This is a genomic window from Ruegeria sp. YTSA064 (assembly GCF_059610325.1).
Genome location: NZ_JBXWNK010000009.1, coordinates 82,361 through 108,822, shown reverse-complemented (window position 1 = coordinate 108,822; position 26,462 = coordinate 82,361). Strand labels below are relative to the sequence as shown.

At 56.0% G+C, this 26,462-nt stretch carries 18 protein-coding genes; 9 read left to right on the top strand and 9 right to left on the bottom strand.

Going from position 1 to position 26,462, the window contains the following annotated elements; translation table 11 throughout:
- Positions 1-11 precede the first annotated feature (11 nt).
- Entirely contained in the window at positions 12-1,244 is a 1,233-nt protein-coding gene (locus AC2FI7_RS14885) for a mandelate racemase/muconate lactonizing enzyme family protein (RefSeq protein WP_010437973.1), read from the top strand.
- 113 nt (positions 1,245-1,357) lie between these two features.
- On the top strand, positions 1,358-1,645 hold the full coding sequence (locus AC2FI7_RS14880) for an ArsR/SmtB family transcription factor (protein WP_010437970.1): 288 nt from the start codon (positions 1,358-1,360) through the stop codon (positions 1,643-1,645).
- Between the two features lie 5 nt (positions 1,646-1,650).
- On the opposite strand, the gene AC2FI7_RS14875 is transcribed toward AC2FI7_RS14880, so the two are convergent.
- Complete coding sequence (locus AC2FI7_RS14875; protein ID WP_496816532.1) at positions 1,651-4,692, bottom strand: ABC transporter transmembrane domain-containing protein; 3,042 nt, start codon at positions 4,690-4,692, stop codon at positions 1,651-1,653.
- A gap of 169 nt (positions 4,693-4,861) precedes the next feature.
- On the opposite strand from AC2FI7_RS14875, the gene AC2FI7_RS14870 reads away from it, so the two are divergent.
- Positions 4,862-5,251: a DUF3307 domain-containing protein gene (locus tag AC2FI7_RS14870; RefSeq protein WP_010437966.1), complete on the top strand. Its 390-nt coding sequence runs from the start codon at positions 4,862-4,864 to the stop codon at positions 5,249-5,251.
- Between the two features lie 3 nt (positions 5,252-5,254).
- Here the strand turns inward: AC2FI7_RS14870 and AC2FI7_RS14865 are convergent, their stop codons facing one another.
- Positions 5,255-5,716, bottom strand: a complete 462-nt coding sequence (locus tag AC2FI7_RS14865) for an Lrp/AsnC family transcriptional regulator (RefSeq protein WP_010437964.1) — start codon at positions 5,714-5,716, stop codon at positions 5,255-5,257.
- A 144-nt stretch (positions 5,717-5,860) separates the two neighbouring features.
- On the opposite strand from AC2FI7_RS14865, the gene AC2FI7_RS14860 reads away from it, so the two are divergent.
- Positions 5,861-9,256, top strand: coding sequence for an indolepyruvate ferredoxin oxidoreductase family protein (locus tag AC2FI7_RS14860; RefSeq protein ID WP_496816534.1), 3,396 nt, complete (start codon positions 5,861-5,863; stop codon positions 9,254-9,256).
- Here the strand turns inward: AC2FI7_RS14860 and AC2FI7_RS14855 are convergent.
- The 6 genes from AC2FI7_RS14855 to AC2FI7_RS14830 all read right to left on the bottom strand — a co-directional run bounded on the left by AC2FI7_RS14855 (position 9,253) and on the right by AC2FI7_RS14830 (position 16,494).
- Positions 9,253-10,557: an NAD(P)/FAD-dependent oxidoreductase gene (locus AC2FI7_RS14855; protein ID WP_010437960.1), complete on the bottom strand. Its 1,305-nt coding sequence runs from the start codon at positions 10,555-10,557 to the stop codon at positions 9,253-9,255. The genes AC2FI7_RS14860 and AC2FI7_RS14855 overlap by 4 nt on opposite strands.
- Complete coding sequence (locus AC2FI7_RS14850; protein WP_010437959.1) at positions 10,544-11,227, bottom strand: TetR/AcrR family transcriptional regulator; 684 nt, start codon at positions 11,225-11,227, stop codon at positions 10,544-10,546. The genes AC2FI7_RS14855 and AC2FI7_RS14850 overlap by 14 nt, the downstream gene beginning before the upstream one ends.
- On the bottom strand, positions 11,228-12,772 hold the full coding sequence (locus tag AC2FI7_RS14845) for a trimethylamine methyltransferase family protein (protein ID WP_496816536.1): 1,545 nt from the start codon (positions 12,770-12,772) through the stop codon (positions 11,228-11,230). It lies immediately after the preceding gene.
- 2 nt (positions 12,773-12,774) lie between these two features.
- Positions 12,775-15,177, bottom strand: coding sequence for a GcvT family protein (locus AC2FI7_RS14840; RefSeq protein WP_010437955.1), 2,403 nt, complete (start codon positions 15,175-15,177; stop codon positions 12,775-12,777).
- A gap of 98 nt (positions 15,178-15,275) precedes the next feature.
- The gene (locus AC2FI7_RS14835) at positions 15,276-15,905 is read right to left on the bottom strand and encodes a glutathione S-transferase family protein (protein ID WP_010437953.1); all 630 of its coding nucleotides are present in this window, start codon (positions 15,903-15,905) and stop codon (positions 15,276-15,278) included.
- Positions 15,906-15,996: 91 nt separating this feature from the next.
- Positions 15,997-16,494, bottom strand: coding sequence for a class I SAM-dependent methyltransferase (locus AC2FI7_RS14830; protein ID WP_029621662.1), 498 nt, complete (start codon positions 16,492-16,494; stop codon positions 15,997-15,999).
- Between the two features lie 228 nt (positions 16,495-16,722).
- Between AC2FI7_RS14830 and AC2FI7_RS14825 the strand changes: the two genes are divergently transcribed.
- The 5 genes from AC2FI7_RS14825 to AC2FI7_RS14805 are packed head-to-tail and all read left to right on the top strand — an operon-like array spanning position 16,723 to position 23,947.
- The gene (locus AC2FI7_RS14825) at positions 16,723-18,495 is read left to right on the top strand and encodes an ABC transporter ATP-binding protein (protein WP_010437949.1); all 1,773 of its coding nucleotides are present in this window, start codon (positions 16,723-16,725) and stop codon (positions 18,493-18,495) included.
- Positions 18,488-20,401: an ABC transporter substrate-binding protein gene (locus AC2FI7_RS14820; protein WP_010437947.1), complete on the top strand. Its 1,914-nt coding sequence runs from the start codon at positions 18,488-18,490 to the stop codon at positions 20,399-20,401. Before AC2FI7_RS14825 ends, AC2FI7_RS14820 begins: the two co-directional genes overlap by 8 nt.
- A 14-nt stretch (positions 20,402-20,415) precedes the next feature.
- Entirely contained in the window at positions 20,416-21,444 is a 1,029-nt protein-coding gene (locus AC2FI7_RS14815) for an ABC transporter permease (protein ID WP_010437945.1), read from the top strand.
- Complete coding sequence (locus tag AC2FI7_RS14810) at positions 21,441-22,595, top strand: ABC transporter permease (protein ID WP_496816540.1); 1,155 nt, start codon at positions 21,441-21,443, stop codon at positions 22,593-22,595. Before AC2FI7_RS14815 ends, AC2FI7_RS14810 begins: the two co-directional genes overlap by 4 nt.
- On the top strand, positions 22,592-23,947 hold the full coding sequence (locus AC2FI7_RS14805) for a CoA transferase (RefSeq protein ID WP_010437941.1): 1,356 nt from the start codon (positions 22,592-22,594) through the stop codon (positions 23,945-23,947). The genes AC2FI7_RS14810 and AC2FI7_RS14805 overlap by 4 nt, the downstream gene beginning before the upstream one ends.
- Before the next feature lie 85 nt (positions 23,948-24,032).
- Here the strand turns inward: AC2FI7_RS14805 and AC2FI7_RS14800 are convergent, their stop codons facing one another.
- Entirely contained in the window at positions 24,033-26,420 is a 2,388-nt protein-coding gene (locus AC2FI7_RS14800; protein ID WP_496816542.1) for a mechanosensitive ion channel domain-containing protein, read from the bottom strand.
- Positions 26,421-26,462: the final 42 nt, after the last annotated feature.

The window sequence follows — 26,462 nt, the reverse complement described above, 5'->3', positions numbered from 1 at the left end:
AGGAGCGCCTAATGAAACTGCAGGATCTCGATGTCATCGTTACCGCCCCTCCGGCCCCAGGCTGGGGTGGGCGCTATTGGATTCTGGTCAAAGTCTCGACCGATACGGGTGTGGTGGGATGGGGAGAATGCTATGCATCCTCGGTCGGACCGGATGCTATGACTCATGTCATCCGCGATGTGTTCGAACGGCACATGCAAGGGGAGAATCCCGAGAATATCGAATTGATGTTCCGCCGTGCCTACTCCAGCGGATTTACGCAGCGCCCGGATCTGACTGTCATGGGCGCGTTTTCGGGCTTGGAGATCGCATGCTGGGACATTCTTGGCAAAGATCGGGATCGACCGGTCTATGCACTTCTGGGCGGCAGGATGAACGACCGTATCCGGGCCTATACCTATCTCTACCCGCTTCCTCAGCACGATCTGGCTGGCTTCTGGACCTCGCCGGAACAGGCCGGTGAAAGTGCGGCGGAAATGGTTCGACGCGGCTACACAGCTATCAAATTCGATCCGGCGGGGCCCTATACGATCCGCGGCGGGCATATGCCTGCTATGTCGGATATCTCAATGTCAGTTGCATTCTGTAAGGCCATCCGCGAGGCCGTCGGAGACAAGGCCGACTTGCTATTCGGCACCCACGGTCAGTTCAACACCGCCGGAGCAATTCGCCTGGGGCAAGCGCTGGAACCCTATTCTCCGTTGTGGTTTGAGGAGCCCACTCCTCCGGACATGATCGAAGATATGGCTCGCGTGGCGCGCAATGTCCGCATACCTGTCGCGACGGGTGAGCGGATGACGACCAAGGCCGAATTCGGCGCGGTATTGCGCGCAGGCGCCGCCGAAATACTGCAACCCGCACTTGGCCGTGCAGGCGGCATCTGGGAGATGAAGAAGGTCGCCGCCATGGCCGAGGTTTTTAACGCGCAGATGGCGCCGCATCTATATGCGGGCCCGATTGAGTGGGCTGCCAACATTCATCTGGCGGCATCGATTCCAAACCTGTTGCTTCTGGAAAGTATCGAAACGCCGTTTCACGACCAACTGATCAAAGGAAGCTTTCGAGTCAACGAGGGCTTTGTCACTCCTCCCACAAAGCCCGGGCTTGGTATTGACGTTGACGAGGATCTTGCGCGCGCGCACCCCTACATAGGTGATGGTCTGCACTTAGAGATGCAGGAAGCGCCCTGCGACTATGTAAATGGAAATGCATTTCAGGGCGGCGCTCCTTTGGTCGAGGGGTGACAATCGGACGGCAAGTAAGGCATATTGATCCGACCCAGAAGTAGATCTTAGGTTGTTGCGTGAGACCTCAGGATAACGACACTCAAATTTTGTCGGGGGAAACCCCCGCAGATATGAAAGAAAGTGCGGCACGAGCAGCGGTATTCCTCAAGGCCCTGGCACATGAAGGTCGCCTGATGATCCTGTGCCATCTGGGAGACGGCGAGCGTTCTGTAGGAGAGTTGGAGGATTTGCTGGTGCTTCGGCAGGCAGCGGTCAGCCAGATGCTTGCACGCTTACGCGACGAAGGACTGGTGAAAACCCGACGCGATGGCAAAACGATCTATTACGCACTGAATGATGGCAAAGCTGCGCAGATGATCGAACTTCTCTATAGCCTGTTTTGTGAGCCAGATGCCTAGGCCGATCAGTTCGAGACATATCCTGCGATCACCTGCAGCAGCTTGAAGGCTGTGGCAGCATCATTTTCGACCACGGCCAGGAATTCTTCTTCACCAATTCGCAGACAGGACAGGTCCGTTTCTGCCACCATGCTCAAGGCCCGTGGCTCTTTACGGATCAATCCGAGCTCACCAACCAAAGCACCCGCGCCAACGGTTATGATAAGTTGGTCGTCCTCGCCCGAACGCGGCAGATAAAGACCCGCTTCGCCCTCGAGGACGACATAGGCCCCATCGGTTGGCTGGTCGTCCTTTAGGAACACCACCTGGCCGGCCTTGGCCTCGAACCAGCGCGCACCAAAGGCCAGCAGGCGGAGCTGACGGCGGTCAAGACCCGAGAACAACGGTGTTTGTTCAAGCGCTCGCAATTTGCGACTCAGGTCGGCAGATGCAGCGCTGTCACCCTCGACGTCGGTTGGGCCTTCGCCAGTCACGACCCGACCCTGACGAATTTCGACATGCATGTCGAAAACATCTGGATTTTCGAACGTATCATTCAAGTAGATTACCGTAGTTTCGGGCAAAAGTTCACGCAGATTTTTGTAAACCGCGACCTGCGTTTCCATGTCATAGCTGGCCAACGCAGTTTCCAGGATCAAAATATCGGGCTTTTTGATTGTTGCGCGCGTAAAGGCCAAGGGTTCAGCAAACACCGCCGGCAAGTTCTGACCACCAAGTGAAACCGGCACATCATAGATCAGTTCAACCACCAACGGACGCGCGCCATTTTCAGCCAACGCATCGACGATCAGCTTGCGTGCCTCATCGGTTCGCGCTCCACCAATCTGGCTGACCTTACCGAATAACGCATTTTCCATGACAGTCAGGCCAGGTGCAAAGGCGTTCTCATTCAAAGGCACAAAAACATCGTGCAGAGGTTCCAGCAATTTTTCCGAGTGGCTGTGGCGAAGCTCGAGGATGCGATTTTTTAGCTCGTCCGAAAACGCAGGACCGATCTGTTCCGCCGAGATCACAAACGGCACCGACAACAAGCTGGCCAATTGCTCGTCGTCCAAGCCCTGTGTGCCTTCTTTGCGGGTTTGCTCAACCAATTCGACCGCAGCCTCGTAGGTTTGAGCCTCGAGCCCGAGTTTGCGGAACAATGGGTGGTCGGTTCCATCCAGTCCGAAGATCTGGCGTAGCATTTCAATCACGTCACGGGTCAGACTGACCAGAGTTTCATCCAGCCCCAGCTCACGCAACTGACCCAGAAACACGGTTTGGCGGGCCAGAAGTTGTTGATTGACTGGCACGCAGGGCGTCGCGAACAAGAGGTTTTCAGCAACCGGTAATGCGGGGTTATAAGTGGACCGGTCAAAAACCAAAGCTTGCTCGGCCAGACCAGCCTCACGCACTGCCTGTTGTACCAATGGCCGCAGCTCAATCAATTTGGCCGCCAACTCCGGATGTTCATTGGGATCAAAGGTCTGTTCTGCTCCGCGCCGAAACAGAGCGGCACCTGAACCCATGCCGTCTATCAACTGCAGCCACCATTCACGCAACTGATCGGTATCGTCAAAACCGGCCAATCCCGGATCAAACCATTTGGTATCTATTGGATCCGCGCTGTTACCCGCGCGCAGCGTTTCAGCAAAATTCGGATCATCAGATGAGGTGGACAATGGTCGGGGGCGCATCGGCATAATCACGTTCTCGCCCAACGTACCCTGAAACATCACCGGCCGAGAGGTAGCCAGACCGATCCGCGCTGCCACAACGCTCTGATGCAGGCCTGCCATATTGATGCCGCCGATTTCGATCCGTCCAGATGTCGGTGCAATCTCTCGGATCAGCAATTCGGTCAGTGCATCACGATCTTCTTCGCTGGTTGCCGAGATACCAATGGTCTTGCCGGCCGGAAAAGTCAGGTTCAGATCGTCAAGCACCTGATTGCCATCAATATCGCGAACCGAGACCCGGTCCAGCACGATATCACCATTCAAATGGAGGCGTTCAGAAGGCTCGCCTTCGAACAGCGCCTCGTCAATCATGCCTTCCGGTGCGAATCGCTCGATCACAACATCCCATCGCAGCGACATGTCCTGCGTTTGGTTGTAGTAAGTCAGCAGTTCCTTCCAGGGAGAGCTCAGGTCCTTGTACGCGGCCAGCGCGGCCACCAATGCGCCCAGAGAAACCGACCCCTGCAATACCAGCAGGCCTCCGACGAGATAAAACATGAAGGGCGTCAGCTGCGAGATGAAGTTGTTGATGAACTTCATAAAAAACTTTTTCTGATAGATCTCAAAGCGGATGGCGAACAACCGCCCCAACTGGTCCGAGATCATCGCACGACGATACCGCCAGCCCCCATTGGCACGCAAAGTCGATGCACCGGCGGCATTCTCACCGATCTGGGCGGCCAGTACGCGGACCTCCTGGATGCGCTTCTTGTTCAGCAAATTGATTTGACGCTGCAGTTTGGGGATCAACCAGGCCTGTAAAGGAATCAAGGCGACGGCAGCCAGACCGAACCAGACGCTTTGCAGAAACAAAAAGGACAGAATCGTGATCATCTGACCCGCCTGCAGCACAGGCTGACTGATCGCATCCCCCATCAAGCCCCCCATGGGTTCGCTTTCAGCGGTGACCATCGACACCATTTCGCCCTGGCTCACACGCTCAAAATAGGGCTGCGGAAATCTAAGCGCGCGATTGATCAACTGATACCGAAATCGACGCAGCATCCGTTCGCTCAAAACACCCTTCATGGTGTTGATGCGCATTTTCATTAGGCCATGCGCCAGCACCGCAGCCAGAAAGGCAAAGCAGAGAATCGTCAGGAATGCAGTTTGTGTCAGGCTATATCCCCAAACGTCGACGATCTGACTGGTCGCGCCGATTGCATCATTGATGATGCGTTTGGGGAGCTCCAAGGTGAGATAGAGTAATGGAAATAGCGTCGCCGTCACGGCCAGTAGAATCAGCTGATCGCGTTTGGAGTATTTCCAGATGAACCGAAAGATCGTTCGCTCGATTGAACCCGCCCCTACTAATGACCCACCGCTCAAATCACTGATTTTGGTGTGAATACAACGGCACGAATTTACCGCAATCGTATCCTCAGACGCAAATGAAAATCCGATTTGCGCTTATTTCGCGTTGTGTGAACAAGTTCATTTGCGCGGCAGGCCATTACCCCCTAATCTTCTGATTTAGGACGATATCGGGAGGATTCATTTGCCTGCCAACTTTGGCGCTGTGTTTCTGTTGCTCTGCCTGCTTCAGATCAAGCACATGTTCGCCGATTATTATTTACAGACGCCCAAAATGCTTTCCGGGCGTGGCACGTATTTCCACATGGGACGCGCGCAACATGCAGCTGTGCATGTTGTGGGATCGGTTATTATCTTTGCGCTCTTTCGTGCGCCGATAGAATTTATTCTGATCATTGCTGCATTGGAATGGATCGTGCATTTCCACATAGATTTCGCAAAAGCCAATTACTCAGATCGCAAACAGCTACAACCCAATCAGGCAGCTTTCTGGCGCGCTGCTGGTCTGGATCAATTGCTTCATAACCTGACCTATATCGGGATGGCCTGGGCTTGGGTGGTCTTCGCAGCCTGAAGCTTAAGGCACGATCGGTTGATTTCTTTTGATTGTACGCAACACCACATTGGTCTGCGCACTGGCAACGGCTGGCAGTCGAAACAGGAAGTCCTCCAGAAACGTATTGTAAGCCGCCAGATCTCGGCAAAGGACACGCAAGTGGTAGTCCGCCTGCCCCGTAGTTGCATAGCATTCCTGGATTTCGGGGCTTAGTTCCACCGCTCGGATGAAGTCGACGATTTTGTCCGGATCGTGTCGCGTCAGATGCACATGTACGATTGCTTCGAACGTCAATCCCATCGCCGGCGGATTCACCAAGGCACCATAGCGTTCGATTATCCCTGCGTCTTCAAGAGCGCGCACTCTGCGCCAAAGCGCCGAGGCCGACATCCCCACTGTGTCGGCTAAATCTGCATTCGAAATTCGACTGTCATTCTGCAGCAGCGTCAGAATTCGGCGGTCTCGGTCATCTAGAGTAATCATATTGGATGTTCTAATCTGTATTTTGATCTATTGTGAGTTTTTTTTCCAAAATATCGTATCTCGGCACACAAAATGGAACGGTTAACCATTCGAACTGGGTTAAAATTTCCTCAACCAAAGGCATAATCCCATGGACCCGATGCAATGAGCCACCTCGACCGAAATATTCGCACCTATCAACTCGACGATCGCTATTCCCTAACTCAAGGCCGGGTCTTTTTGACGGGCACTCAGGCCCTCGCGCGGATCATGATGGATCAGGCGCGGCGCGATCGGCAGGCAGGTTTGAATACATCAGGTTTTGTCTCTGGCTATCGCGGATCGCCACTGGGCGGGTTGGACCTAGAGCTGTGGCGCGCCAAAGAGCGATTAATAGCTGACAGAATCACCTTCATGCCCGCTGTGAACGAGGACCTGGGCGCAACAGCCGTACTGGGCGCTCAGCAGGCCACGTTGGACCCACATTGCGAAGTCGAGGGCATCTTTTCGATGTGGTACGGCAAAGGCCCTGGCGTCGACCGCTCAGGCGATGCGCTAAAACATGGCAATGCTTATGGTTCCGCCCCGAAAGGCGGCGTGCTTGTGGTGGCGGGCGACGACCACGGTTGCGTCAGTTCGTCGATGCCGCACCAATCGGACGTGGCCTTCATGGCGTGGTTTATGCCCACATTGAACCCGGCCTCGGTCGAGGAATATCTGGAATTCGGCGAATACGGTTTCGCTCTTTCCCGCTTTTCGGGCACGTGGGTCGGGTTCAAGGCGATCTCGGAAACAGTCGAAAGCGCGCGTTCGGTCGATCTGCGCCCGGACCGCAGTTTCACCCTACCCCGGATCGATCTGCCAGAACGCGGCTTGCATGTGCGGACAGCCGACCTGCCCTCGCCTGAAATCGAGACCCGCATACAACACAAGCTGCGTGCCGTCCGGGCATTTGCCGAAGAAAACCCCATCGACCGGCGCATCTATGACATCGACAACGCCAAGTTCGGATTTGTGACCACCGGCAAAGGTCACCTTGATTTGATGGAGGCGCTGCGTCTACTCGGCCTTGATGAAGCCGCTTGCCGCCGCTTGGGGATCGACATCTACAAAGTCGGCATGGTCTGGCCGCTGGCCCGCCGCAACGCGTTGCGCTTTGTGAAAGGCAAGGCCGAGGTTCTGGTTGTCGAAGAAAAACGCGGCATCATCGAAAGTCAGTTTAAAGAGTACTTCTATGACTGGCCCGGCGATAAACCCCATAAGATGGTGGGGAAGTATGACAGTCACGGCGAGCCGCTGATCCCGTGGACCGGGGAACTTAGCCCATTGATGCTGGCCCCCATAGTGGCCGCCCGCCTTGACACGTTCTTTCCAGAAGAAAACCTGCCCGCCAAGGCACGGGCTTTAACCGAGACACCTCCGCCCGAAATCAATGTCTCGGGCGCGACGCGGACGCCTTACTTCTGCTCGGGATGTCCTCATAACACTTCGACCAAAGTTCCCGACGGGTCCACCGCTGCTAGCGGGATCGGCTGCCATGTCATGGCCTCGTGGATGGATCGCGAGACGGTCGGCTATGCCCAGATGGGAGGAGAAGGCGTGCCTCACGTGGTGGCCTCACAATTCAATGGCGGCAAGCATATCTTTCAGAATCTGGGCGAAGGGACGTGGTACCATTCAGGTTCTCTCGCGATCCGTCAGACGGTCGCGGCCGGAACGAATATCACGTATAAAATCCTCTACAATGATGCGGTCGCAATGACCGGAGGGCAGCCGGTGGACGGGCCCGTCAGCGTTGCAGGCATCGCGCAAACCTGCCGCGCCGAGGGGGTCGAGCGGATCGCACTGGTCTCGGATGACATCACCAAGTTCGGCCGTGCTGAATTCCCTGCGGGAACTACATTTCATGACCGGGCAGAAATGGACAGCTTGCAACGCGAGCTGCGCGACATACCCGGTGTCACCGTTCTGATCTACGAACAGACTTGCGCGACCGAAAAGCGACGCCGCCGCAAGCGCGGCATGATGGAAGACCCACAGAAATTTGTTTGGATCAATGATCTCGTCTGCGAAGGCTGTGGCGATTGTTCGGTGGCATCGAACTGCCTTAGTGTCGAACCGCGTGAAACGCCGCTGGGCCGCAAGCGCAAGATTAATCTGAGCTCCTGCAACAAGGATTTCTCGTGCCTGAACGGGTTCTGCCCCAGTTTCGTGACCATTGAGGGCGCAACTCGGCGCAAGCAGAGCGTCGATCTGGATCTTGATGCGCTTGAGGCGGGACTGCCCCTGCCCTCAGCCGCATCTCTGGGGTCCCCCTTTGATCTGTTGGTGACAGGCGTCGGAGGCACCGGGGTGGTTACGGTCGGAGCCTTGATCACCATGGCGGCGCATCTAGAAGGTAAGGGGGCTTCGGTTCTGGATTTCACCGGATTTGCGCAGAAATTCGGAACCGTACTGAGCTACATCCGCCTCGGTAAAGAACCTGATACGCTCAACCAGGTGCGCATTGATCAGGGCGCTGCAGATGCTGTGATCGGATGCGATGTGGTTGTAAGCTCGGCCCCCAAAGCATCGGCTCACTATGCGCCGGGGACGCGCGTCGTTCTGAACCGGGCCGAGATGCCTACCGGAGATCTTGTGCTGCATCGTGATGCCCAACTACGGGTTGACGCGCGGGAGCAGGCGATTGCAGACGTAGTGGGTGCGGAAAATTTAACCAGCCTTGACGCAAACGCGATGGCCGAGGCGCTGTTAGGCGGTACGGTCTTCGCCAATGTCATTATGTTGGGCTATGCTTGGCAAAAGGCGCTGGTACCTGTGTCACACACCGCGCTGTCGCAGGCAATTCTTCTAAACGGTGTCGCGGTCAAAAAGAACCGGCTGGCTTTTGCCCTTGGACGGTGTTTGGCAGTTGATCCGGAACGCGTTCAGGGATTGGCTCAACCGACCGAGACAGAGGACACACTGGACCAGTTGATCGAGCGGCGGGTTGCCTTTCTTACTGACTATCAGGACGCCGAATATGCCAACCGCTACGCACAGCGGATCAAGGCGCTCCGATCGTCAAAGTCTGATATCTCGGACCGCCTTGTTGAGACGATTGCTCGAAATCTGTTCCGTTTCATGGCCTATAAGGACGAATTTGAGGTCGCCCGACTGCAGACATCCCCGGACTTTTCCGCGGAACTCTCACAGCAGTTCGAAGGAGATTACAAAACCAAATACCATTTTGCCCCGCCGCTGCTGAGTTGGCGCAAGGATGAGCGCAGGCGACCGGTCAAGATTGCGTTGGGCGCATGGATGCACCCGGTTCTGCGTGGTCTTTCACGGTTGCGCGGATTGCGCGGATCACCTCTGAACCCGTTCGGATATCACGCCGAAGCGCGGCTGCACCGTAATATCCTAAATTGGTTTGAAGAGCTTCTGAACATGTATCAGACCAATCCGACAGCACGATCAGAAGCGGAGTGGTTGCGCGCGTTCTCGGCGGCGGACCAGATACGAGGGTTCGGACCGGTACGCGAAGAGAGCTTCGAAACAGCGCGCGCGGAGGTGTCTTAACCGAGAACCGAAAAGCTGCTTTCGGTATTGATGGGCCGTTTGCGGGAATAAAATCCGGTGTCGATAGTCCGGCCTAAATAGGGCAAATCGAACTGCAACGGATTGGCATCATGATCTGCGCCGCCTTCGACATAGCCGATCAAAGCGGTCATCATCTTGCCCGCGATCGGAGCATTTTTGTATTGGTTCCCGCTGGTGCCGCAGGCCATGTAGAACCCCGGAAGGCTGGATTTATCATAGATCGGAATCCAATCTGTCGATGCATCGTACAAATCCACGACGCCCCGGGTGCGCGAGGGTATCCCCAGGCTGGGAACGCGTTGCGCGTAACGCATGGCTTGTGTTGTCCACTGGTCTGTAAAGTCTTGGTTATAATTCACGTCATCTTCGCACCACTGATGCGGATCGCACGCCGGGTCTTCCGAGCCGATCAGAATGTGGTTGCCATGCTCAGGGCGGCAATAAAGGGCGATGTCGCTATCTGAGACAATTGTTCCTTGTGTCTCAAAATCAAACCCTTCGGGTGCCGGTACATGCACGACTTCCTGCCGCAGCGGGCGGGTCTGGATGGTCATGTCACCCAGAACCCCAGCCATTTCGTTAACAATTGCCGACCCGGGCCCAGCGACGTTTACAACCACTTTGGCATGGATCTCTTCACCCGAGGTAAGTTTGACGCCCGCAACGCGGCCCTCGCTGGTCAGTATTTCACGCACCTCAGCGCCGGTGCGAACGTCAGCACCATGCAACTTCGCCGCATCCATCAGGTTTTGGGCCGACAACGCCGGATCTGTCACATATCCCGCGTTCGGCCAGAAAACCGCGCCTTGAACATGTGCCCCGTTCGATTGCCCAAACTCTGGATCATCCATGCGCCGCGCCGGAGCGAAGCTGTCTAACGCGTAAATCGGCAGATGTTCCGTGATCTTCTCCGGTGTCCATTCTTCAAAAGGACAATCCAGTTCGGTACTGTACTTCTTATGGTTTTCAAGAAATCCATTGGCCTCCGTCTTCATGACCATACAGCCGGTTTCACGGAACTGTGCCAGATTGGCATCATCTGACAATCCCAGATAATCTGCCCAATCACGCCAATAATGGTATCCCTCCCAGGCGAAGGCCGTACCATCAAAAGTCGAATAATGCATCCGAACGATGGCGCATGAACCGGCGGTCGATCCATGCCCAACTTGCGTATTGCGGTCCAGTGACAGAGTTTTCCAACCCGCCTTAGCCATCTCGAAGGCGATGGCAGCCCCAATTACGCCGGTTCCGATAATGATTGCATCAGGTTGGCTCATGTCCTGTCCTCTCCCAAAGGCGTTTCGCATAGTCGCTGAATTCGGATACTTCTTCGGGTCGCGGCTCAACCCCAGTGAAGACGTAAAGATAGTGTGGTACCATCGATAGCCTGGTCGCCATCGGCTCGTTCAACTGCGCCAGATCATATCCGATCTGCATATAGTACAGTACGCGTGCACGAGTCTCGGCTTCGGTCTCATCATAGTTGAAACGGATGAACATCGTGCGCAATGCTGCCAGACGTCTCGCGTCGGATTGATCCAACATGCGTCGCACCTTTCCCGATCGTCGTGCCCAATCTCGAACGGCAAAATCAAGCGCCGTATCAAAAAGCTCTGAGTTCACGACACAACGCTGAACATTGCAAACAGCCGCCGTTATCGTCTCTGCAGGCAGTTCGGATTGTGCGATCAATGCTGCCGTGTTGGTTGCCTGCCATCGCGCCAGCAACGCATCCAACAACTCCTGCCGAGACTTGAAGTACCAGTAGAACGAGGAGCGCGAGACCGCCATACGTTCCGCCAGGTTCATGACCTTCACCTGCTCGACCCCATCCGAGATCAAGACGTCCATGGCGACGTTCAACCAGTCATCACGTGTGACCTTGATATTGCCGGTCAAGGGTTCAGCTTCCGGATCGTCCCGGTGGAGGATTGGTTTTGTGCTCATTCAACTCTCCGGCGGTGCACCGCCTGCTTTCGTGCGACGTGCGATGAATTCATGCAACGCGCCAAGGCGGCTCACATCCTGGGCCGGGGCTTCGAAATTCGCTAGAATTTCTTTCCAAACGCCTGTCGCCCGGTGATTTGCGTCGACCGAACCACGCTCGGTCCAAGTCCCGAAATTGGCGTAGTCATGAATATGTGGCTCGTAAAATGCAGTGTTGTAGCGTTCCATCGTCTGGCTGGTCGCGAAGAAATGCCCGCTGGGTTCAACTTCGCTCAGCGCGGAATCGAAACCTATCTCTGAATTACCTGCCTGCGCTCCGGCGCAAAGTTCGGCCACCATGTTCAGGACTTCTGCATCACAGATCATCTTTTCGAAGGACACCGTCAGGCCACTTTCAAGCCAACCGGCTGAGTGAATGATCACTGTCGCTCCGGACATTAGGCAGCCCCAAAGACCGAACTGGTTCTCGTTGGCTGCCTGTACGTCATTGATGTTCGAAGCCGACCCTGCCGCCGATCGCCAAGGCAGGCCTAAGTATCGTGCGAGTTGCCCCGCGGCCAACGACGCCTGAAAATGCGAAGGCGTTCCAAACGCAGGCGCACCGGATTTCATATCAACGTTGCTGGTGAAGGTCCCATAGCACACTGGCGCGCCGGGGTTTGCTAGCTGCGTCAGGGTCAAAGCCGCGAGCGCCTCGGCATGCGACAGGGTGATGGCCCCCGCAACAGTGATTGGCGCCATCGCGCCCATCAGGGTAAATGGGGTGATGATCGACATCTGCCCGTGGCGCGCAAAATCGATCAGCCCCTGCGCCATCGGAATATCCAGCGTCCGCGGGCTATTGGTGTTGATAATCGTGTAACAATGCGGATTGCCCCGAAACTCATCATCGCTTAGCCCGCGCGCCATGGACAGCATCTCAAAACAGTCCATCACCTGAGGCGTTCCGCGCGAGAAGAAGAAGGGGAATTTGTCCGTCAATTCCATTTGCGCTTGGGTGGTGAAATAGTGCCTGACGTTGGTGGGCACGTCCTGCGGTTCGACCTGAGGCGAGATCATCTGGAAGACATCAAAATGATGCGTGAGCTTGAGGAACTCCAGATAGTCTTGCCCGTTCGCAGGCCTGCGCCCGCGCTCCAGGTCAGTCGCATTCGGAGCACCAGCCCCGGGTTGGAACACCAAAGAACCGAGCTCCAGCGTGAAATCCCTGCGCCGCGCCCCGGCGCGGCAGGCAATGGATTTCGGGGCCGACGCCATCGCAGCCTCGACCATGTCGCGCCCGATGAAGACCATCTCATTATCTTCATTCACACGCGCACCACCCTGCGCATAAATCCTGCGCGCCTCGGGCAGCAGGACCTTCACACCCAATCCTTCCAGCGTGCGCAAGGCCGTCTCGTGCATGTCAGTAATCTGATCCGCCGGAAATACCTCCATCTGCGGAAACGGATTGCGCAGCTGACGATAATTCACGTCACGACTGGGTTGCGGGGCTGCCTCGGCCCCACGCCCTCGGCGACGGCGTCTTCCGGCCTCTGCTTCCATGATCAACCTCGCATCGCTTTGCCCTGCGGGTCGTACGGCGACGGCTCAACCACGCGGGCTGGGCGTTCAACGCCGACCACATGCACCGACAGCTCTGTCCCTGGATTAGCCTTGTCGCGATCTACCAGAGCCATGGCCAGGGACTTGCCGGTGTAGTGCCCAAAGCCTCCCGACGTCACAAAACCCACACGTTCGCCGCCTGCCCAAATGGGTTCATACCCGCTGGCATCCGCGTCCAACGCGTCGACCTCAAGCGTCACCTGTACCTGCGCTGGTCCGTTGCCATCGCGCTCGGCCAGCGCCGCATCTTTGCCGACAAAATCCTTGTCCCAGTCGATCCAGCGATCCATCCCGGTCATGCCGGGTGTATAGAGCTGGGTGAATTCTGCAGACCAGATACCAAAGCTCTTCTCAAGCCGCGTCGACAGCATCGCGTTGAAACCGCATTCGCGGATTTCCTCATCGGCCCCGGCCTCCAACAGCATACGGCGTAGCTTGATATGGTCGCCATAGCGGCAGTTGATCTCGTACCCCTTCTCGCCCGTCACTGACATCCGGGCAACGCGGGCGCGGACCAGTCCAATATCGAAGTCGCCACAGCCCATGAATTTCAAGCCCGAGATTTCCTGTTCTGCCAGTTTCGCGACCACGGTCTCTGACCTCGGCCCAACCACGGCAAATCCACAGTATTCTTCACCCAGATCGCGGACCGTGACGCCATCCATCATGTGATCATCGAACCAACGCATATGCCAGGCACGCAGATAGTAGCTGCCCATGATCCACCAGGTGCCATCGCCCCAGTTGAGCACAGTCAGATCACCCTTGAGCCGTCCGTTCTCGCCCAGCATTGGAGCCAGTTTAGCCCGACCCGGCGCGGGGAGTTTTGAGGCCATGACTTTGTCGAGCCACGCCTCGGCATTCGGACCTGAGACCTCAAACCGCGAGAAACCCGAGATATCAAGCAGGCCCACACCTTCGCGGATGGCCTTGCACTCCTCAGCCACGATGTCATGCGCGTTGGACCGCTTGAGCGTCGGCGTCTCCTCGAACCCGTTCGGCGCGAAATAAAGCGGCACTTCAAGGTCCCAGCTAACACCCCATTTACAGCCTGCCTCGGTCATCGCGTCATGGGCCGGAGCCATTTTCAGCGGGCGGCCTGCGGGCAGTTGCTCGTTCGGGTAGGTCATCACGAACCGGCGCGAATAGAACTGTCCCGTTGTCTCGCGGATATAACGTTTGTTCTGAGCGAAATCGCCATAACGTGCCACGTCCATCGGCCAAGCGTCGGCTTCGGGCTCGCCATGGATCATCCACTCGGCCAGCGTCTTGCCGACGCCACCACCCTGCAGGAACCCGGCCATCACCGCACAGGCTGACCAATAACCGCGCTTGCCCGGGACCGGACCGACCAACGGGTTGCCATCAGGCGAGAAGGTAAACGCGCCATTCACCCATGTCTTGATGCCGACATTCTGGATCGACGGATAGCGTTCAAAGCCCAGCGTCAATTCGTTCTCGATCCGGTCAAGCTGTTCCTGAAACAGCTCTTCGCCGTAATTCCAAGGCGCACCGTCCATGGCCCAGTGTTCATGATCGACTTCGTAGATGCCAACCAGAACACCCTTCTGGTCCTGCCGCATATAGGTAAAACCTTCGAGGTCGACAGTCATCGGCATCTCAAAATCAGCCTCGGCGACCTCAGGCACTGTATCAGTGATCAGATAGTGGTGTTTGAGTGGCGACACCGGCAGTTCCACCCCTGCCATACGGCCCACCTGCTTGGCCCAGAGACCTGCGGCATTGACCACATGCTCACACGTGATGGTGCCCTTGTCGGTCACAACTTCCCAACCATCCGCGGTCTGCGTCAGGCGTTCGACCTTGGTTTCCTCATAGTACTCGGCTCCGCGCTTTTTAGCCGCCGTGGCATAGGCCTGAACTGTTCCAGTGGTGTCGATATAGCCTTCGCGGTCCGCCCACATTGCGCCTAGCACGCCGTCGGTTGACATGATCGGGCAGCGTTTCTGCGCCTCCTCCGGCGACAGCAACTCACAATCGTCAATGCCGATGGACTGGAAGATGCGGTAGTTGGCCTGCAGCCACTCCCAACGTTCGGGCGTGCCTGCCAGCGTCAGGCCACCGGTCATGTGTAGGCCGATATTCTGGCCCGATTCCTTTTCAATCTCGCTGAGCAAATCGATAGTATAGGCCTGAAGCGACGCCATGTTGGGATCGGCGTTCAGCGCATGGATGCCACCCGCCGCATGCCAGGACGAGCCCGAGGCCAGGCGCCGACGCTCCAACATCACCACATCCGACCAGCCGAACTTGGCAAGGTGATACAGAACCGAAGCGCCCACAACGCCGCCGCCAATTACCACTACGCGATACTGCGATTTCATCCCAACCTCCCTGGATGACTCGCTGGGGACGCTAGACGCACTGTTCACTTCTGTCTAGACATTTCTGTACAGTTCTGTGCCTTGTATAAAAACGCGCGTTAAATCCGGGCACTTGGTCGCGCGCGGATGGAATCAAACCAAGCTTGTGTGGCTGTGTTGTCGTCAGGAATGCGCATCTTGATGACACGTGCAAAATCGACAAATACAAATGTGGTGATGTCAGCGAGCGTGAACGCGCCCCCTGATACGAAATCATTTTCGCGCAGACGGGCCTCTAGTAAATCAAAAAACGCGCCCACCCGTGCAGTTCCGCGCTGCGCTAGTTCGGGAATCTGCGCATAGTTCGCGGGGCCTGTAATGGCGCGGTCTTTGAACGAGGGATGGGTATTGCGCAACGTCTCGGCAATCGGCGCACCGCATTGCTGCTCGGCAATGGCGTTCCACATCAGAACTTTGCCCTTTTCATCCTCTGTTCGACCCATCAACGCAGGCTCAGGAAAACGCGCTTCGAGATAGGCTGCAATGCCGAGATTTTCGGTGAGCACAGAACCTTCATCCGTGATCAGCACCGGGATCGTCGCGCCGGGGTTCACCGCCCGAAAGGCATCACTCAGTTGCTCGCCACTTGCGATCGAGATTTCGCGCGTCTCAATATTCAACCCTTTCTCTGCAATAAACATCCGGGCACGGCGTGGGCTGGGCGCGGTCGAGCAATCATAGAACAGCATTTGACGATCCCCTCTGAGGCTTCACACCCCAAACGTTAGACCGCCCCAGTGCTACAGCGCGAGTCCGATCACAAATTGACCCCACGGCAGATCAGCGTTGATAGATGAAGCAGCGACCCTCAACCGCACCACTAGGCAGCGGCAGCTCGGTCAGATCCTCGAAATACATACGATCACTCGAGACCATCAGCCCACCTCGCGCCAATAGCGGCTCGATCAAAGGTGAGACGAGACGGGCAAATGTATCGTTCTTTTGCCGGTTATGTCCTCCTAGATCGGCGTGGATCAGACTGGCCGACGCGCCAAACTGCGCGACTGATGCGGGTAGCGTTTCACGCACGTCACCCAAAATTACGCGATCATCGGGCGGGGTTGAATCGGGGTGCGAGGCGACCGCACGTTCAAAAACATAAACTGGGCGGTCCTTTATATGCTGAACCATGTGATGATAAGTGCGCCCATTTCCCAGCCCAAGCTCAAATACCGGGCCTTCATGCCCGGTGGTCTGCGCGATTGCATAATCCAAACAAGCACGCTGCGAGACCATGCGATCAATGAACAAATCTAGACGACTTTGAGCTTCCGGCACAACGATTACCCCTATTTGTAAACACGGCACCTTACGTGTGCCTTTCGATCAGGTAGTGACAAATTCTCAAGGGAATGTGTAGGCGCACCGCCAAGAATTCACGATTCCGCGACGTTTCAGGTGCAGAAGGTGTTTGACTACCTCGCCCGAACCGCGCGAAACTACGAAAAAAGACAGGGAGTTCACAAAGCCGATGTTAGCTAGCGGCCAGACGGGTGGAAAACCCGCATGAGTGCGTTGTTGTCCGTTCGGAATCTCAGCATCGGCTTCGGCAAGGGTCCTTCCGTGGTTCAAGATGTCAGCTTTGATGTCGAGCCTGGACAGACACTTGCATTGGTTGGTGAATCTGGATCGGGCAAGACGATTTCGTGTCGCGCTGCTCTGCGCATCCTGCCCCGTACTGCTCAAATCCGTAGCGGTACGATTACCCTGAACGATTCCAGAGGCACGGCGGAGTTAACTCAACTCAGTGAACGTCAAATGCGTGACATTCGAGGCAATCGGGTGTCGATGATCTTTCAGGAGCCGATGCGCTCGCTCTCTCCGCTTCACAAAATTGGAAACCAGGTCAGCGAAGTTCTTTGGCTGCACCGCGGCGCATCTGAATCTGAGGCACGCAAAGAAGTACTGACGCAATTTGAACGGGTGGGCTTTCCCGACCCGGCCCGCGCCTATGACAGCTATCCGTTTGAATTGTCCGGTGGCATGCGACAGCGGGCCATGATCGCGATGGCGATGGTTTCCAAACCTGAATTGCTCATCGCGGACGAACCAACCACTGCGCTGGATGTAACAACTCAGGCGCAGGTTCTTGGGCTCATCAAAGAACTGCAGCGTGAAACCGGTATGGCGCTAATTCTGGTCACGCATGATTTGGGTGTCGTCGCCAACATGGCCGAGCAGGTTGTTGTCATGCACAAAGGTCGTGTGATGGAGGCCGGTCCAGCCGCCCTGATCCTGAACGACCCGGCCCATCCCTACACCCAGCAACTGTTCGATGCAGCACCAGAAATACCTGACCAGGATGCGGTGGGCATGCCGATGCCCGATGAAGACCTGATATTGCAGATGACCGGGGTTTCGAAGACCTACACGATGCGGTCCAGCAAAGGCTGGAGAGCCGACAAGCTGATCCACGCTTGCCGCGGTGTCGATATGAAGCTGGCGCGCGGCAAAACACTTGCAATCGTAGGCGAAAGCGGATCGGGCAAAACCACCGCAGCGCGTATCGCTCTGGGTGCCGAACTGCCGGACCCTGGCGGAGAAGTGCTGTTCCGGACAAACAAGGAAGCCGAGCCGCTCACAGTTCACAACATGACGCGTGCTGAGCGTACTGCCTTCCAGCGCAAGGCGCAGATGGTGTTTCAGGACCCCTACAGTTCACTTAGCCCCCGAATGCGCATTCAGGATGCGATGACCGAACCGTTGGAAATTCACCGCCTCGGGACAGTGGCCGAACAGCGCGACAAAGCAGCCGAAATGTTACAGAGGGTCGGACTGAACGCGGACATGCTCAAACGTTATCCGCACGCGTTTTCAGGCGGGCAGCGGCAACGTCTGTCTATCGCCCGCGCGATGATGTTGGACCCGGCTTTGATCGTTTGTGACGAGCCTACTTCGGCCTTAGATGTATCTGTGCAGGATCAAATTTTGACCCTGCTCGAAAACCTGCAAGACAGTCTGAACCTGTCTTACCTGTTCATCTCGCATGATCTCGCCGTTGTCGCGCGCATCGCTGATGAAGTTGCCGTAATGCGTCGGGGGCTGGTGGTTGAACAAGCCCCACCTGAAACTCTCTTCTATAATCCACGTCATCCTTACACAAAGGCATTGATCGCCGCCCAGCCCGAACCGGATATCAATCGTCCGATAGACCTGAAACTGGTTGCTTTGGGCGCGGGTTCGCCCGACAGTTGGGATGACGCCTTTCGATTTTCCGACACCGTGATACCCTCGCTGGTAGAGTTGGAGCCCGGCCATAAGGTACGTTGCCATGTTTAAGACCACTCATCGTTTGTTTCTGGCGACCGCGCTGGTCGTTGCAGCAGGTCTGCCCGCCACGGCAGAAATCCCGGCCAATCTTCAGGAAATCCCCTACTGGGAAGCCGAAGTTGAAGGTGGAAAGCTGCCACCTGTCGCCGACCGCATTCCGCAAGACCCGCTAATCGTTGATCTGGCCGCAAAGGGGCGCGATTTCGGAACGCCCGGCGGAACGTTGCGAACCATGGTTACCCGGTCCAAGGACATTCGCCAGATGGTGGTCTATGGCTATGCGCGGCTTGTCGGCTTTGACCATGAATACAACATCGTGCCTGATCTGCTGGCCTCTTTCGAAAACGAAGACAATAGCAAGTTTACCTTGAATTTACGCCCTGGCCACAAATGGTCGGACGGCACTCCGTTTACGTCTGAGGATTTCCGATATTGGTGGGAAGACGTCGCCAATAACGAGTTGCTCAGCCCATCAGGCCCACCTGATTTTTTGCTGGTTGAAGGTAAGGCTCCCACTGTCACTTTCCCTGACGAAACGACCGTCGTGTTCGAGTGGGCAAATCCGAACCCGGATTTTCTGCAATCTCTTGCACAGGCACGCCCACCGTTTATCTACCGCCCATCAGAATTTCTCAGAAAATACCACGAGAAGTTTGCCGATCCTGAAGAACTGGCTTTTCAGGTCGAAGACGCACGGGTCAAAAGCTGGGCGGCGCTGCATAACAAGTTGGATAACCTGTACAAATATGACAATCACGAATTGCCCACATTGCAGCCCTGGCTCAATGCAAGCTCGGGCAAGAAAATCCGGCACAGCTTCATCCGCAACCCCTACTATCACAGGGTTGATTCAAAAGGAGTGCAGCTCCCTTATATCGATGTGGTCGAGATGGAGATTGTTGCCCCAGGTCTTGTCGCGGCCAAGACCAACGCGGGTGAAAGTGACCTACAAGGGCGTGGGCTGGCATTCCGCGACGCATCGATCTTGAAAAAAGGCGAAGCGCAAGGAGACTACAAAACGCTCTTATGGAAGACCGGGGTCGCCTCCCAAATCGCCATCTATCCCAACCTGAACTTCGAAGACGAAGCCTGGCGCAACGTATTGCGTGATGTGCGCGTCCGCCGGGCCCTTTCCCTCGCAATAGACCGCAAAACGATCAATCAAGCGCTCTATTTTAAGCTAGCCCATCCCGGCGCGATGTCGGTTTTGCCTGCGTCGCCATTCTATGACGAAGCAAATGCAAAGGCTTGGGCAGACTACGACGTCGATATGGCGAATGCGCTGTTGGATGAGGCTGGATTGACCGAGCGTGACAAGGACGGTATTCGCCTTCTACCGGACGGGCGTCCGATGGAGTTGATCATTGAAACTGCCGGCGAACGGCAGGAAGTAGAAAATGCCCTCCAAATCGTTACGGATACCTGGCGCGAGATCGGTGTCGAACTTGTCATGCGCCCTTTGGATCGGGACATTCTGCGCAATCGGGTCTTCTCGGGCAACACGATGGCCTCAGTCTGGTTTGGCTGGGATGACGGCATCCCGCAATTGCACACCTCACCTGCCTATCTGGCGCCTACTGATCAGGTCTTTCTGGCCTGGCCCAAGTGGGGGCAGCATTACCAGACAGCTGGAGGATCAGGCGAGCCACCAGACATGCCCGAAGCCGAACTTCTCATGAAACTCGCGCATGACTGGGAAATCGCCACAACTGATGAAGAGCGCGCGGCAGTCTGGACTGAGATGCTGAAAATTCACGCGGATCAGCTGTTTGCCATTGGTATTCTTAACGGCGCACCGCAGCCCATCGTTGTGTCAAACCGGCTGAAGAACGTGCCCGAACAGGCCATGTGGGCCTGGGAGCCCGGTGCGCATTTCGGCATTCATCGTCCCGACGAGTTTTTCTTCGCCGACTGATCAGGAGCAGCTAAATGGTCATGCTGCGCTATGCGGTGTATCGCTTTTTCACGATGCTGCTGACGCTGTTGGTGGTGTCGGTACTGATCTTCGTGATCATCAACCTTCCCCCAGGCGACTATCTCAGCAACCAGATCGCTGAGTTGCAGGCCTCGGGCCAGTCTGCGGGCGTGGCCAAGGCCGAGTTTCTGCGCAAAGAGTATTCTCTGGATCGTTCGTTGCCGGAACAATATCTGATCTGGATAGGCTTCTGGCCCGGCCCGCACGGGTTCGAGGGTCTCTTGCAGGGCAATTATGGCTGGTCATTCGAATTTGACCGCCCCGTGCGCGAGATCGTGGGTGATACGCTCTGGTTGACTGTCGTGGTTAATCTGGCTGCCATTCTATTCGTCTATGCTGTGGCCCTGCCGCTGGGTGTTCTTGCGGCGGCCAAATCAAGAACATGGATCGATTATACCTCTGCTTTTGTTGGGTATCTGGGCCTTGCGACTCCAAACTTCCTGCTGGCACTGATCCTGTTCTATTACGGCCATCGCTACTTTAACCTGCCAATTGGCGGCCTGATGGACCCTTCCTTTGAGGGTCAACCGATGAGCTGGGACAAGCTGAAATCCATCCTTGTTCACCTGATCGTTCCGACCTTCGTCATCGGCACCTCGGGCGCTTCGGCTATGATGCAGCGCCTGCGTGCCAACATGCTGGATGAGCTGGGCAAGCCTTATGTTGAAACCGCTATCGCCAAGGGGATGGCCCCGTCGCGGATGTTGACGAAATACCCGCTGCGGGTGGCCTTCAACCCCTTTGTTGCCGATATTGGCAACCTACTGCCTTCGATGGTTTCAGGTTCGGTTCTGGTCTCGGTTGTTCTGGGACTGCAAACCATCGGGCCAACATTGCTAACCGCGCTTAAAACACAGGATCAGTTCCTGTCTGCTTTCATTCTGATGTTCGTGGCCTTGCTGACGCTAATTGGTACCATGATCTCGGACATCCTGCTGGTCATGCTTGACCCGCGCATTCGGTATGAGGGGCGAGAAGCATGAGTGAACGCCCCGATGGTCGCTATGTCGACGAAGCTCCGTTTGATCCGCAAGCCTCGCTCCAGCAGCTTGAGCGTGCAGATCTCGATGCCCCCAATTGGGTCTTGGTCTGGCGCAAGTTCAGAACACACAAGCTGGGTCTAATTTCAGGTATATTCCTGCTACTGTGTTATCTGATGCTACCCTTCGCGGGATTCATCGCCCCCTATGGACCGAACGACAGAAACGGTGAGCACCTCTATGCCCCACCCCAGTCTGTCAACTGGTTCCACGAGGGCGAATTCATAGGTCCTTATGTCTATTCCATTGTTGCAGAAGCGGACCTTGAAACCTTCCAATGGAAGTTCGTACCCGACACTGAAGACCCGCGCCCGATCCAGTTCTTCTGTGAGGGCTCCGAGTACAAACTGGCAGGCCTGATAAAATCCGACACCCACCTGTTTTGTGCACCTGAAGGCGCGACGCTGTTCCTATGGGGCTCGGACCGCTTGGGACGTGACGTCTTCAGTCGAATTCTTTACGGCGCACAATTGTCGCTGACCGTAGGCCTGATCGGCATCTCAGTGTCTTTCTTCCTCGGCATCCTGTTCGGATCAATGGCAGGGTATTTTGGTGGGCGCATCGACTGGGTCATAAACCGTGTGATCGAAATTTTGCGTTCCCTTCCGGAACTCCCGCTTTGGCTGGCTTTGTCTGCAGCCGTGCCTTCGAATTGGAGTCCTGTTGCAGTCTTCTTCATCATCTCGATCATTCTCGGCATACTCGACTGGCCCGGCCTTGCCCGATCCGTACGCGCCAAATTCCTTTCGTTACGGGAAGAGGAATATGTTCGCGCCGCCGAGATGATGGGCGCAAGCTCGGGTCGCGTGATCCGCAAGCACCTGCTTCCGAACTTCATGTCGCACCTGATTGCCTCAGCCACACTGTCGATACCAGCGATGATCCTCGGTGAAACCGCGCTCAGCTTCCTTGGTCTTGGCCTGCGCGCACCGGCAGTCAGCTGGGGGGTCATGCTAAATGACGCGCAGAACCTTGCTTCGATCGAGATCTACCCGTGGACGGCGATTCCGATGCTACCAATCATCGTAGTCGTGTTGGCCTTCAACTTCCTTGGCGACGGACTGCGCGACAGTCTGGACCCCTACCAGCAATGAGCCTGCTATCCGCCCTCCCTTCAACTGACACATATCGGGTCAACGGGGCGGGCGCGTTGCCCAGCGCTTTTGCAGTCTCGGAACTGGCAACGGCCAGTTTTGCTGCTGTTGGTCAGGAAATGTCACGCCTTGTGACTGCGCTCAACCTGTCGCCAGAACCGCCGGGTGTTTCCGTGGACCATCGGTTGGCTTCTTTATGGTATGGCTACTCATTCAAACCTGACGGATGGGACATACCCAACCTTTGGGACGCGATCGCAGGAGACTATCAGGCCTCAGACGGTTGGATCAGACTGCACACCAATCTGCCGCATCACCGCACTGCTGCATTGAATGTACTAGAGGTCAACCCTGATCGGTCATCGGTTGAACGCGCGATCCGAGTCAGAGCCATTTCGGAACTCGAATCCGCAATTGTCGCCGAGGGTGGGGTTGCTGCCGCGATGCGCAGTCGTGCAGAATGGCATGACCATCCGCAGGGACGTGTACTCGCACGTGAACCATTGATCGGCTGGCAAGGCCCACGGAATATCAAGCTACGCGACCGGCCACAGGCGACCGTCGAGCGCCCCCTTGCAGGGCTACGCGTGCTCGACCTCACACGAATACTGGCAGGGCCGGTTTCTACAAGAACACTTGCGGGTTTTGGGGCCGAAGTCCTTAGGATCGACCCTCCTGGCTGGGATGAGCCTGGCGTCATTCCCGACATCTCACTGGGCAAGCATTGCGCCTATCTGAATCTGAAATCACCCGCGGGAATTGGACAACTTCAGGAACTTCTCAGACAAGCTGACGTATTTGTTCATGGGTATCGCCCCGGTGCCCTCGACGCGCTTGGATTGGCTAAATCCAAGCGTGATCAGCTTGCCCCCAACAGGGTCGAGGTCACATTGGACGCCTATGGCTGGCAAGGTCCATGGGCCACACGCCGGGGTTTTGACAGTCTGGTCCAGATGAGCGCCGGGATCGCGCACGCAGGAATGGAATGGGCCGGGGCCGGCGATCCAACCCCGCTACCTGTGCAAGCACTCGATCACGCGACTGGATACTTGATGGCTGCTGCTATTCTTTCGGCTCTGGCCGAGGCTGCATCCGGTCAAGCCGTCATGGATGCTCGGCTTTCGCTTGCGCGAACTGCAGAACTACTCGCCACTCTCGCCAAAAGCGATACTGAAGTGGTTATCACCGGTGCATTACCTGCAGACTATTCGGATGTGCAAGAACATTCCGGATGGGGAGCAGGTCACCGTTTGAAACCAGCACTGACTGTAGGCACTTCCAAGATGCGATGGTCCCTACCCGCCTCAAAGCTTGGATCATCAGAACCTGTCTGGCCCTCGCTCGCCACGTAGACCAACCGCCGCGCGGAGCACGGCCCCGCCCAACGCTTTGTATGGCGTCTCATTCGAGACGCCGCTCAAAGAGGCGGGAGCCGCCTTAGCGATCGTCGCCGCCGGGCCCGATATCATCCAGATAATCCTCGTCAATCGCAGCCTGAACAGCGCCTGTAACCGCTTCGCGCTGTTTTGGCGTTAAGTCTTCTGTCTCTTTGCCGTCTGCCAATCTAACGGTGACCTCGCGATGCGCGAACCGAATACCTTCGCGGGCAAACAGTTCACGGATATCTTGATATACTTTCTTGCGCACCAGCCACTGATCGCCTGGTTTGGTCATGAACTTGACCCGGATAATCATCGCCGAATCCTGCATCTCGATCACACCCTGAGATTTCAGAGGCTGGATAAAGTTTTCTCCGATCACCGGATCACTCAGCAATTCCTGACCCAATTTTTTGATCAGCTTCCGTACTTTTTCGACATCCGTGTCATACGTCACACGCAACGGCAGCTTCATGATCACCCAATCGCGCGAGTAATTGGTCAGCACCTTGATCTCACCAAAGGGAATCGTGTTGAGCGCGCCCAGATGGTGTCGCAACTGGAAGGACCGAACCGAGATCTTTTCAACCGTTCCCTTCACATCGCCGATATCGATATATTCACCTTTACGGAATGCATCATCCATCAGAAAGAACGCACCCGAAAAGATATCGCGCACCAGCGTTTGCGACCCAAATCCTACGGCCAATCCTACAACACCAGCACCCGCAAACAGCGGGCTGACATTGATCCCAAGTTCCATCAATACAATCAGCGCGATGGTGACAACGACCACAGCCAGGATCGCACCGCGAAACAGGGGAAGCAATGTCGCAAGCCGGCTCTGTCCACCTTCGCCCCCTTCATCGCCAAGCTCGGCATCAGCGGCACCATCATCAACCTCTTCTGCAATCTTGCTGTCGATCCAGACCCGGAAAAAATGAAACAGAATGTAGCCGATGAACAAGATCACCATCACATCAAGCGCTCGCTCGATGGGCAGATCATCGCTCCAGTTGGCTTGCGGATTCCAGATCACGACCAGCGCGTATAGCCCCACCACAAAGGCCAGAATACCGGCCACCCTTCGGGCAAGATCTTCGTAGGTCAATATGGCGTGTTTGCGCTTTTCAGCCTCGGGTGTGACAAGCGCTGCAGCCTCACCTACCTCGGCCTCATCTGCTTCGGTATTCAGTTCCGCGATCTGACGATTGCGATCAAAGTAGCGTTCCAGCAAATAGTTCATCGCACCATATGCAACGACCACTGACATGAATATTGCATAGCTGCTGGCTACGATCGGGACGGAATCCTCGATCTCCAAAACCAGATCAACTGCTAGCTTGAACCAGCTGAACACGATGTAGAGCATCAATACCGGCGCCCAGGCGAACGAGATAAATCGTAATATCCACGAAACTTGTTCGGGCATACGCCCGCCACGGATCGCATGAGAAATCGCGCGGGCATTGAACAGTATCATCAAGAGATTGCCCAGCGCACCGGCCAGAGTCAGGCTGCCATAAACCAAGGCATAAACATTGTAGTTCAGTCCAAAATCCGCAACCCAAGTCGAGAAAAGCACGACCGAGATATCAAACGTCGCGATTGCCGACGCCCACCGGTATAGCCGCTTGGCGTCCCGATCGGAAAACGGGGGCAAACGGTACTGGCTGAGAAACGGTGACAAGATCATCCGCCACAAGTCCGCAACCGTGCGCGACAGGAAGAACGCAGTAAAAATCGCGGTGACAGTGAATTGAATGGATATATCCTCGGCTTCGCCAAAGAACAGATAACCCACGATCAGCGCCATCAGCATCGCAAAGATCGTACCACCGATACCCATTACGAAGCGGTAAACCAAGAAAGGCATTTTTTCGCGATAGCCAACGGGGTTTTCCTTGATGCGGGCAACAACCCAGCGCTTGGCGATACGCTTTCCGTAAATCTCGGTCGATAACCAGCGTCCCAGCAGAAGAAAAACAATGTTCCAGGCCAAGACCTCGAAATAGGTCTGAATACGGCCATCCGGGCTGGTTTGTCTCAGAACGTACTGCACCTCAAAAACCGAATACGGAAGCGCTTCTAAACGCGAGCGCACAGATTCCCGAAATTTCGAGAACCGCTCCTGAGCCTTCATCAGTTGAGACCCTTCCGCCATCGGGTCAGCAACCTCGGGATCAGATGTTGCCCCGCCATTATTGGCTGACGAAACCACCTGTCCCGCGCTGTCGATTACGATGACACTTGCACCAGCTTCAGAAGCCGCGCGGATCGCAGCTGCCAGATCGCCCTCTTCTGCCGAACTTGATGTGCTGGTTTCTTCGGACGATCCAATTGGATATCCCGGGATAAGCGAGGTTTGCGCCTCTGCTTCGGGTACGCACGCAAGGATTGCGGCCCAAAGCACCAGAAACAGCCCGGCCAGAATATTCGTTTTCATAGTGTCTCGCACCCAAATCACAGTTGCCGGCAAGACTACAGA

What these genes read in the sequence shown, in the direction of transcription:
- AC2FI7_RS14885 (WP_010437973.1), top strand. Translation starts at nt 12, where the DNA reads ATGAAACTGCAGGATCTCGATGTCATCGTTACCGCCCCTCCGGCCCCA.
- AC2FI7_RS14880 (WP_010437970.1), top strand. Translation starts at nt 1,358, where the DNA reads ATGAAAGAAAGTGCGGCACGAGCAGCGGTATTCCTCAAGGCCCTGGCA.
- AC2FI7_RS14865 (WP_010437964.1), bottom strand. Translation starts at nt 5,716, where the DNA reads ATGATTACTCTAGATGACCGAGACCGCCGAATTCTGACGCTGCTGCAG.
- AC2FI7_RS14860 (WP_496816534.1), top strand. Translation starts at nt 5,861, where the DNA reads ATGAGCCACCTCGACCGAAATATTCGCACCTATCAACTCGACGATCGC.
- AC2FI7_RS14855 (WP_010437960.1), bottom strand. Translation starts at nt 10,557, where the DNA reads ATGAGCCAACCTGATGCAATCATTATCGGAACCGGCGTAATTGGGGCT.
- AC2FI7_RS14850 (WP_010437959.1), bottom strand. Translation starts at nt 11,227, where the DNA reads ATGAGCACAAAACCAATCCTCCACCGGGACGATCCGGAAGCTGAACCC.
- AC2FI7_RS14845 (WP_496816536.1), bottom strand. Translation starts at nt 12,772, where the DNA reads ATGGAAGCAGAGGCCGGAAGACGCCGTCGCCGAGGGCGTGGGGCCGAG.
- AC2FI7_RS14840 (WP_010437955.1), bottom strand. Translation starts at nt 15,177, where the DNA reads ATGAAATCGCAGTATCGCGTAGTGGTAATTGGCGGCGGCGTTGTGGGC.
- AC2FI7_RS14835 (WP_010437953.1), bottom strand. Translation starts at nt 15,905, where the DNA reads ATGCTGTTCTATGATTGCTCGACCGCGCCCAGCCCACGCCGTGCCCGG.
- AC2FI7_RS14825 (WP_010437949.1), top strand. Translation starts at nt 16,723, where the DNA reads ATGAGTGCGTTGTTGTCCGTTCGGAATCTCAGCATCGGCTTCGGCAAG.
- AC2FI7_RS14820 (WP_010437947.1), top strand. Translation starts at nt 18,488, where the DNA reads ATGTTTAAGACCACTCATCGTTTGTTTCTGGCGACCGCGCTGGTCGTT.
- AC2FI7_RS14815 (WP_010437945.1), top strand. Translation starts at nt 20,416, where the DNA reads ATGGTCATGCTGCGCTATGCGGTGTATCGCTTTTTCACGATGCTGCTG.
- AC2FI7_RS14810 (WP_496816540.1), top strand. Translation starts at nt 21,441, where the DNA reads ATGAGTGAACGCCCCGATGGTCGCTATGTCGACGAAGCTCCGTTTGAT.
- AC2FI7_RS14805 (WP_010437941.1), top strand. Translation starts at nt 22,592, where the DNA reads ATGAGCCTGCTATCCGCCCTCCCTTCAACTGACACATATCGGGTCAAC.
- AC2FI7_RS14800 (WP_496816542.1), bottom strand. Translation starts at nt 26,420, where the DNA reads ATGAAAACGAATATTCTGGCCGGGCTGTTTCTGGTGCTTTGGGCCGCA.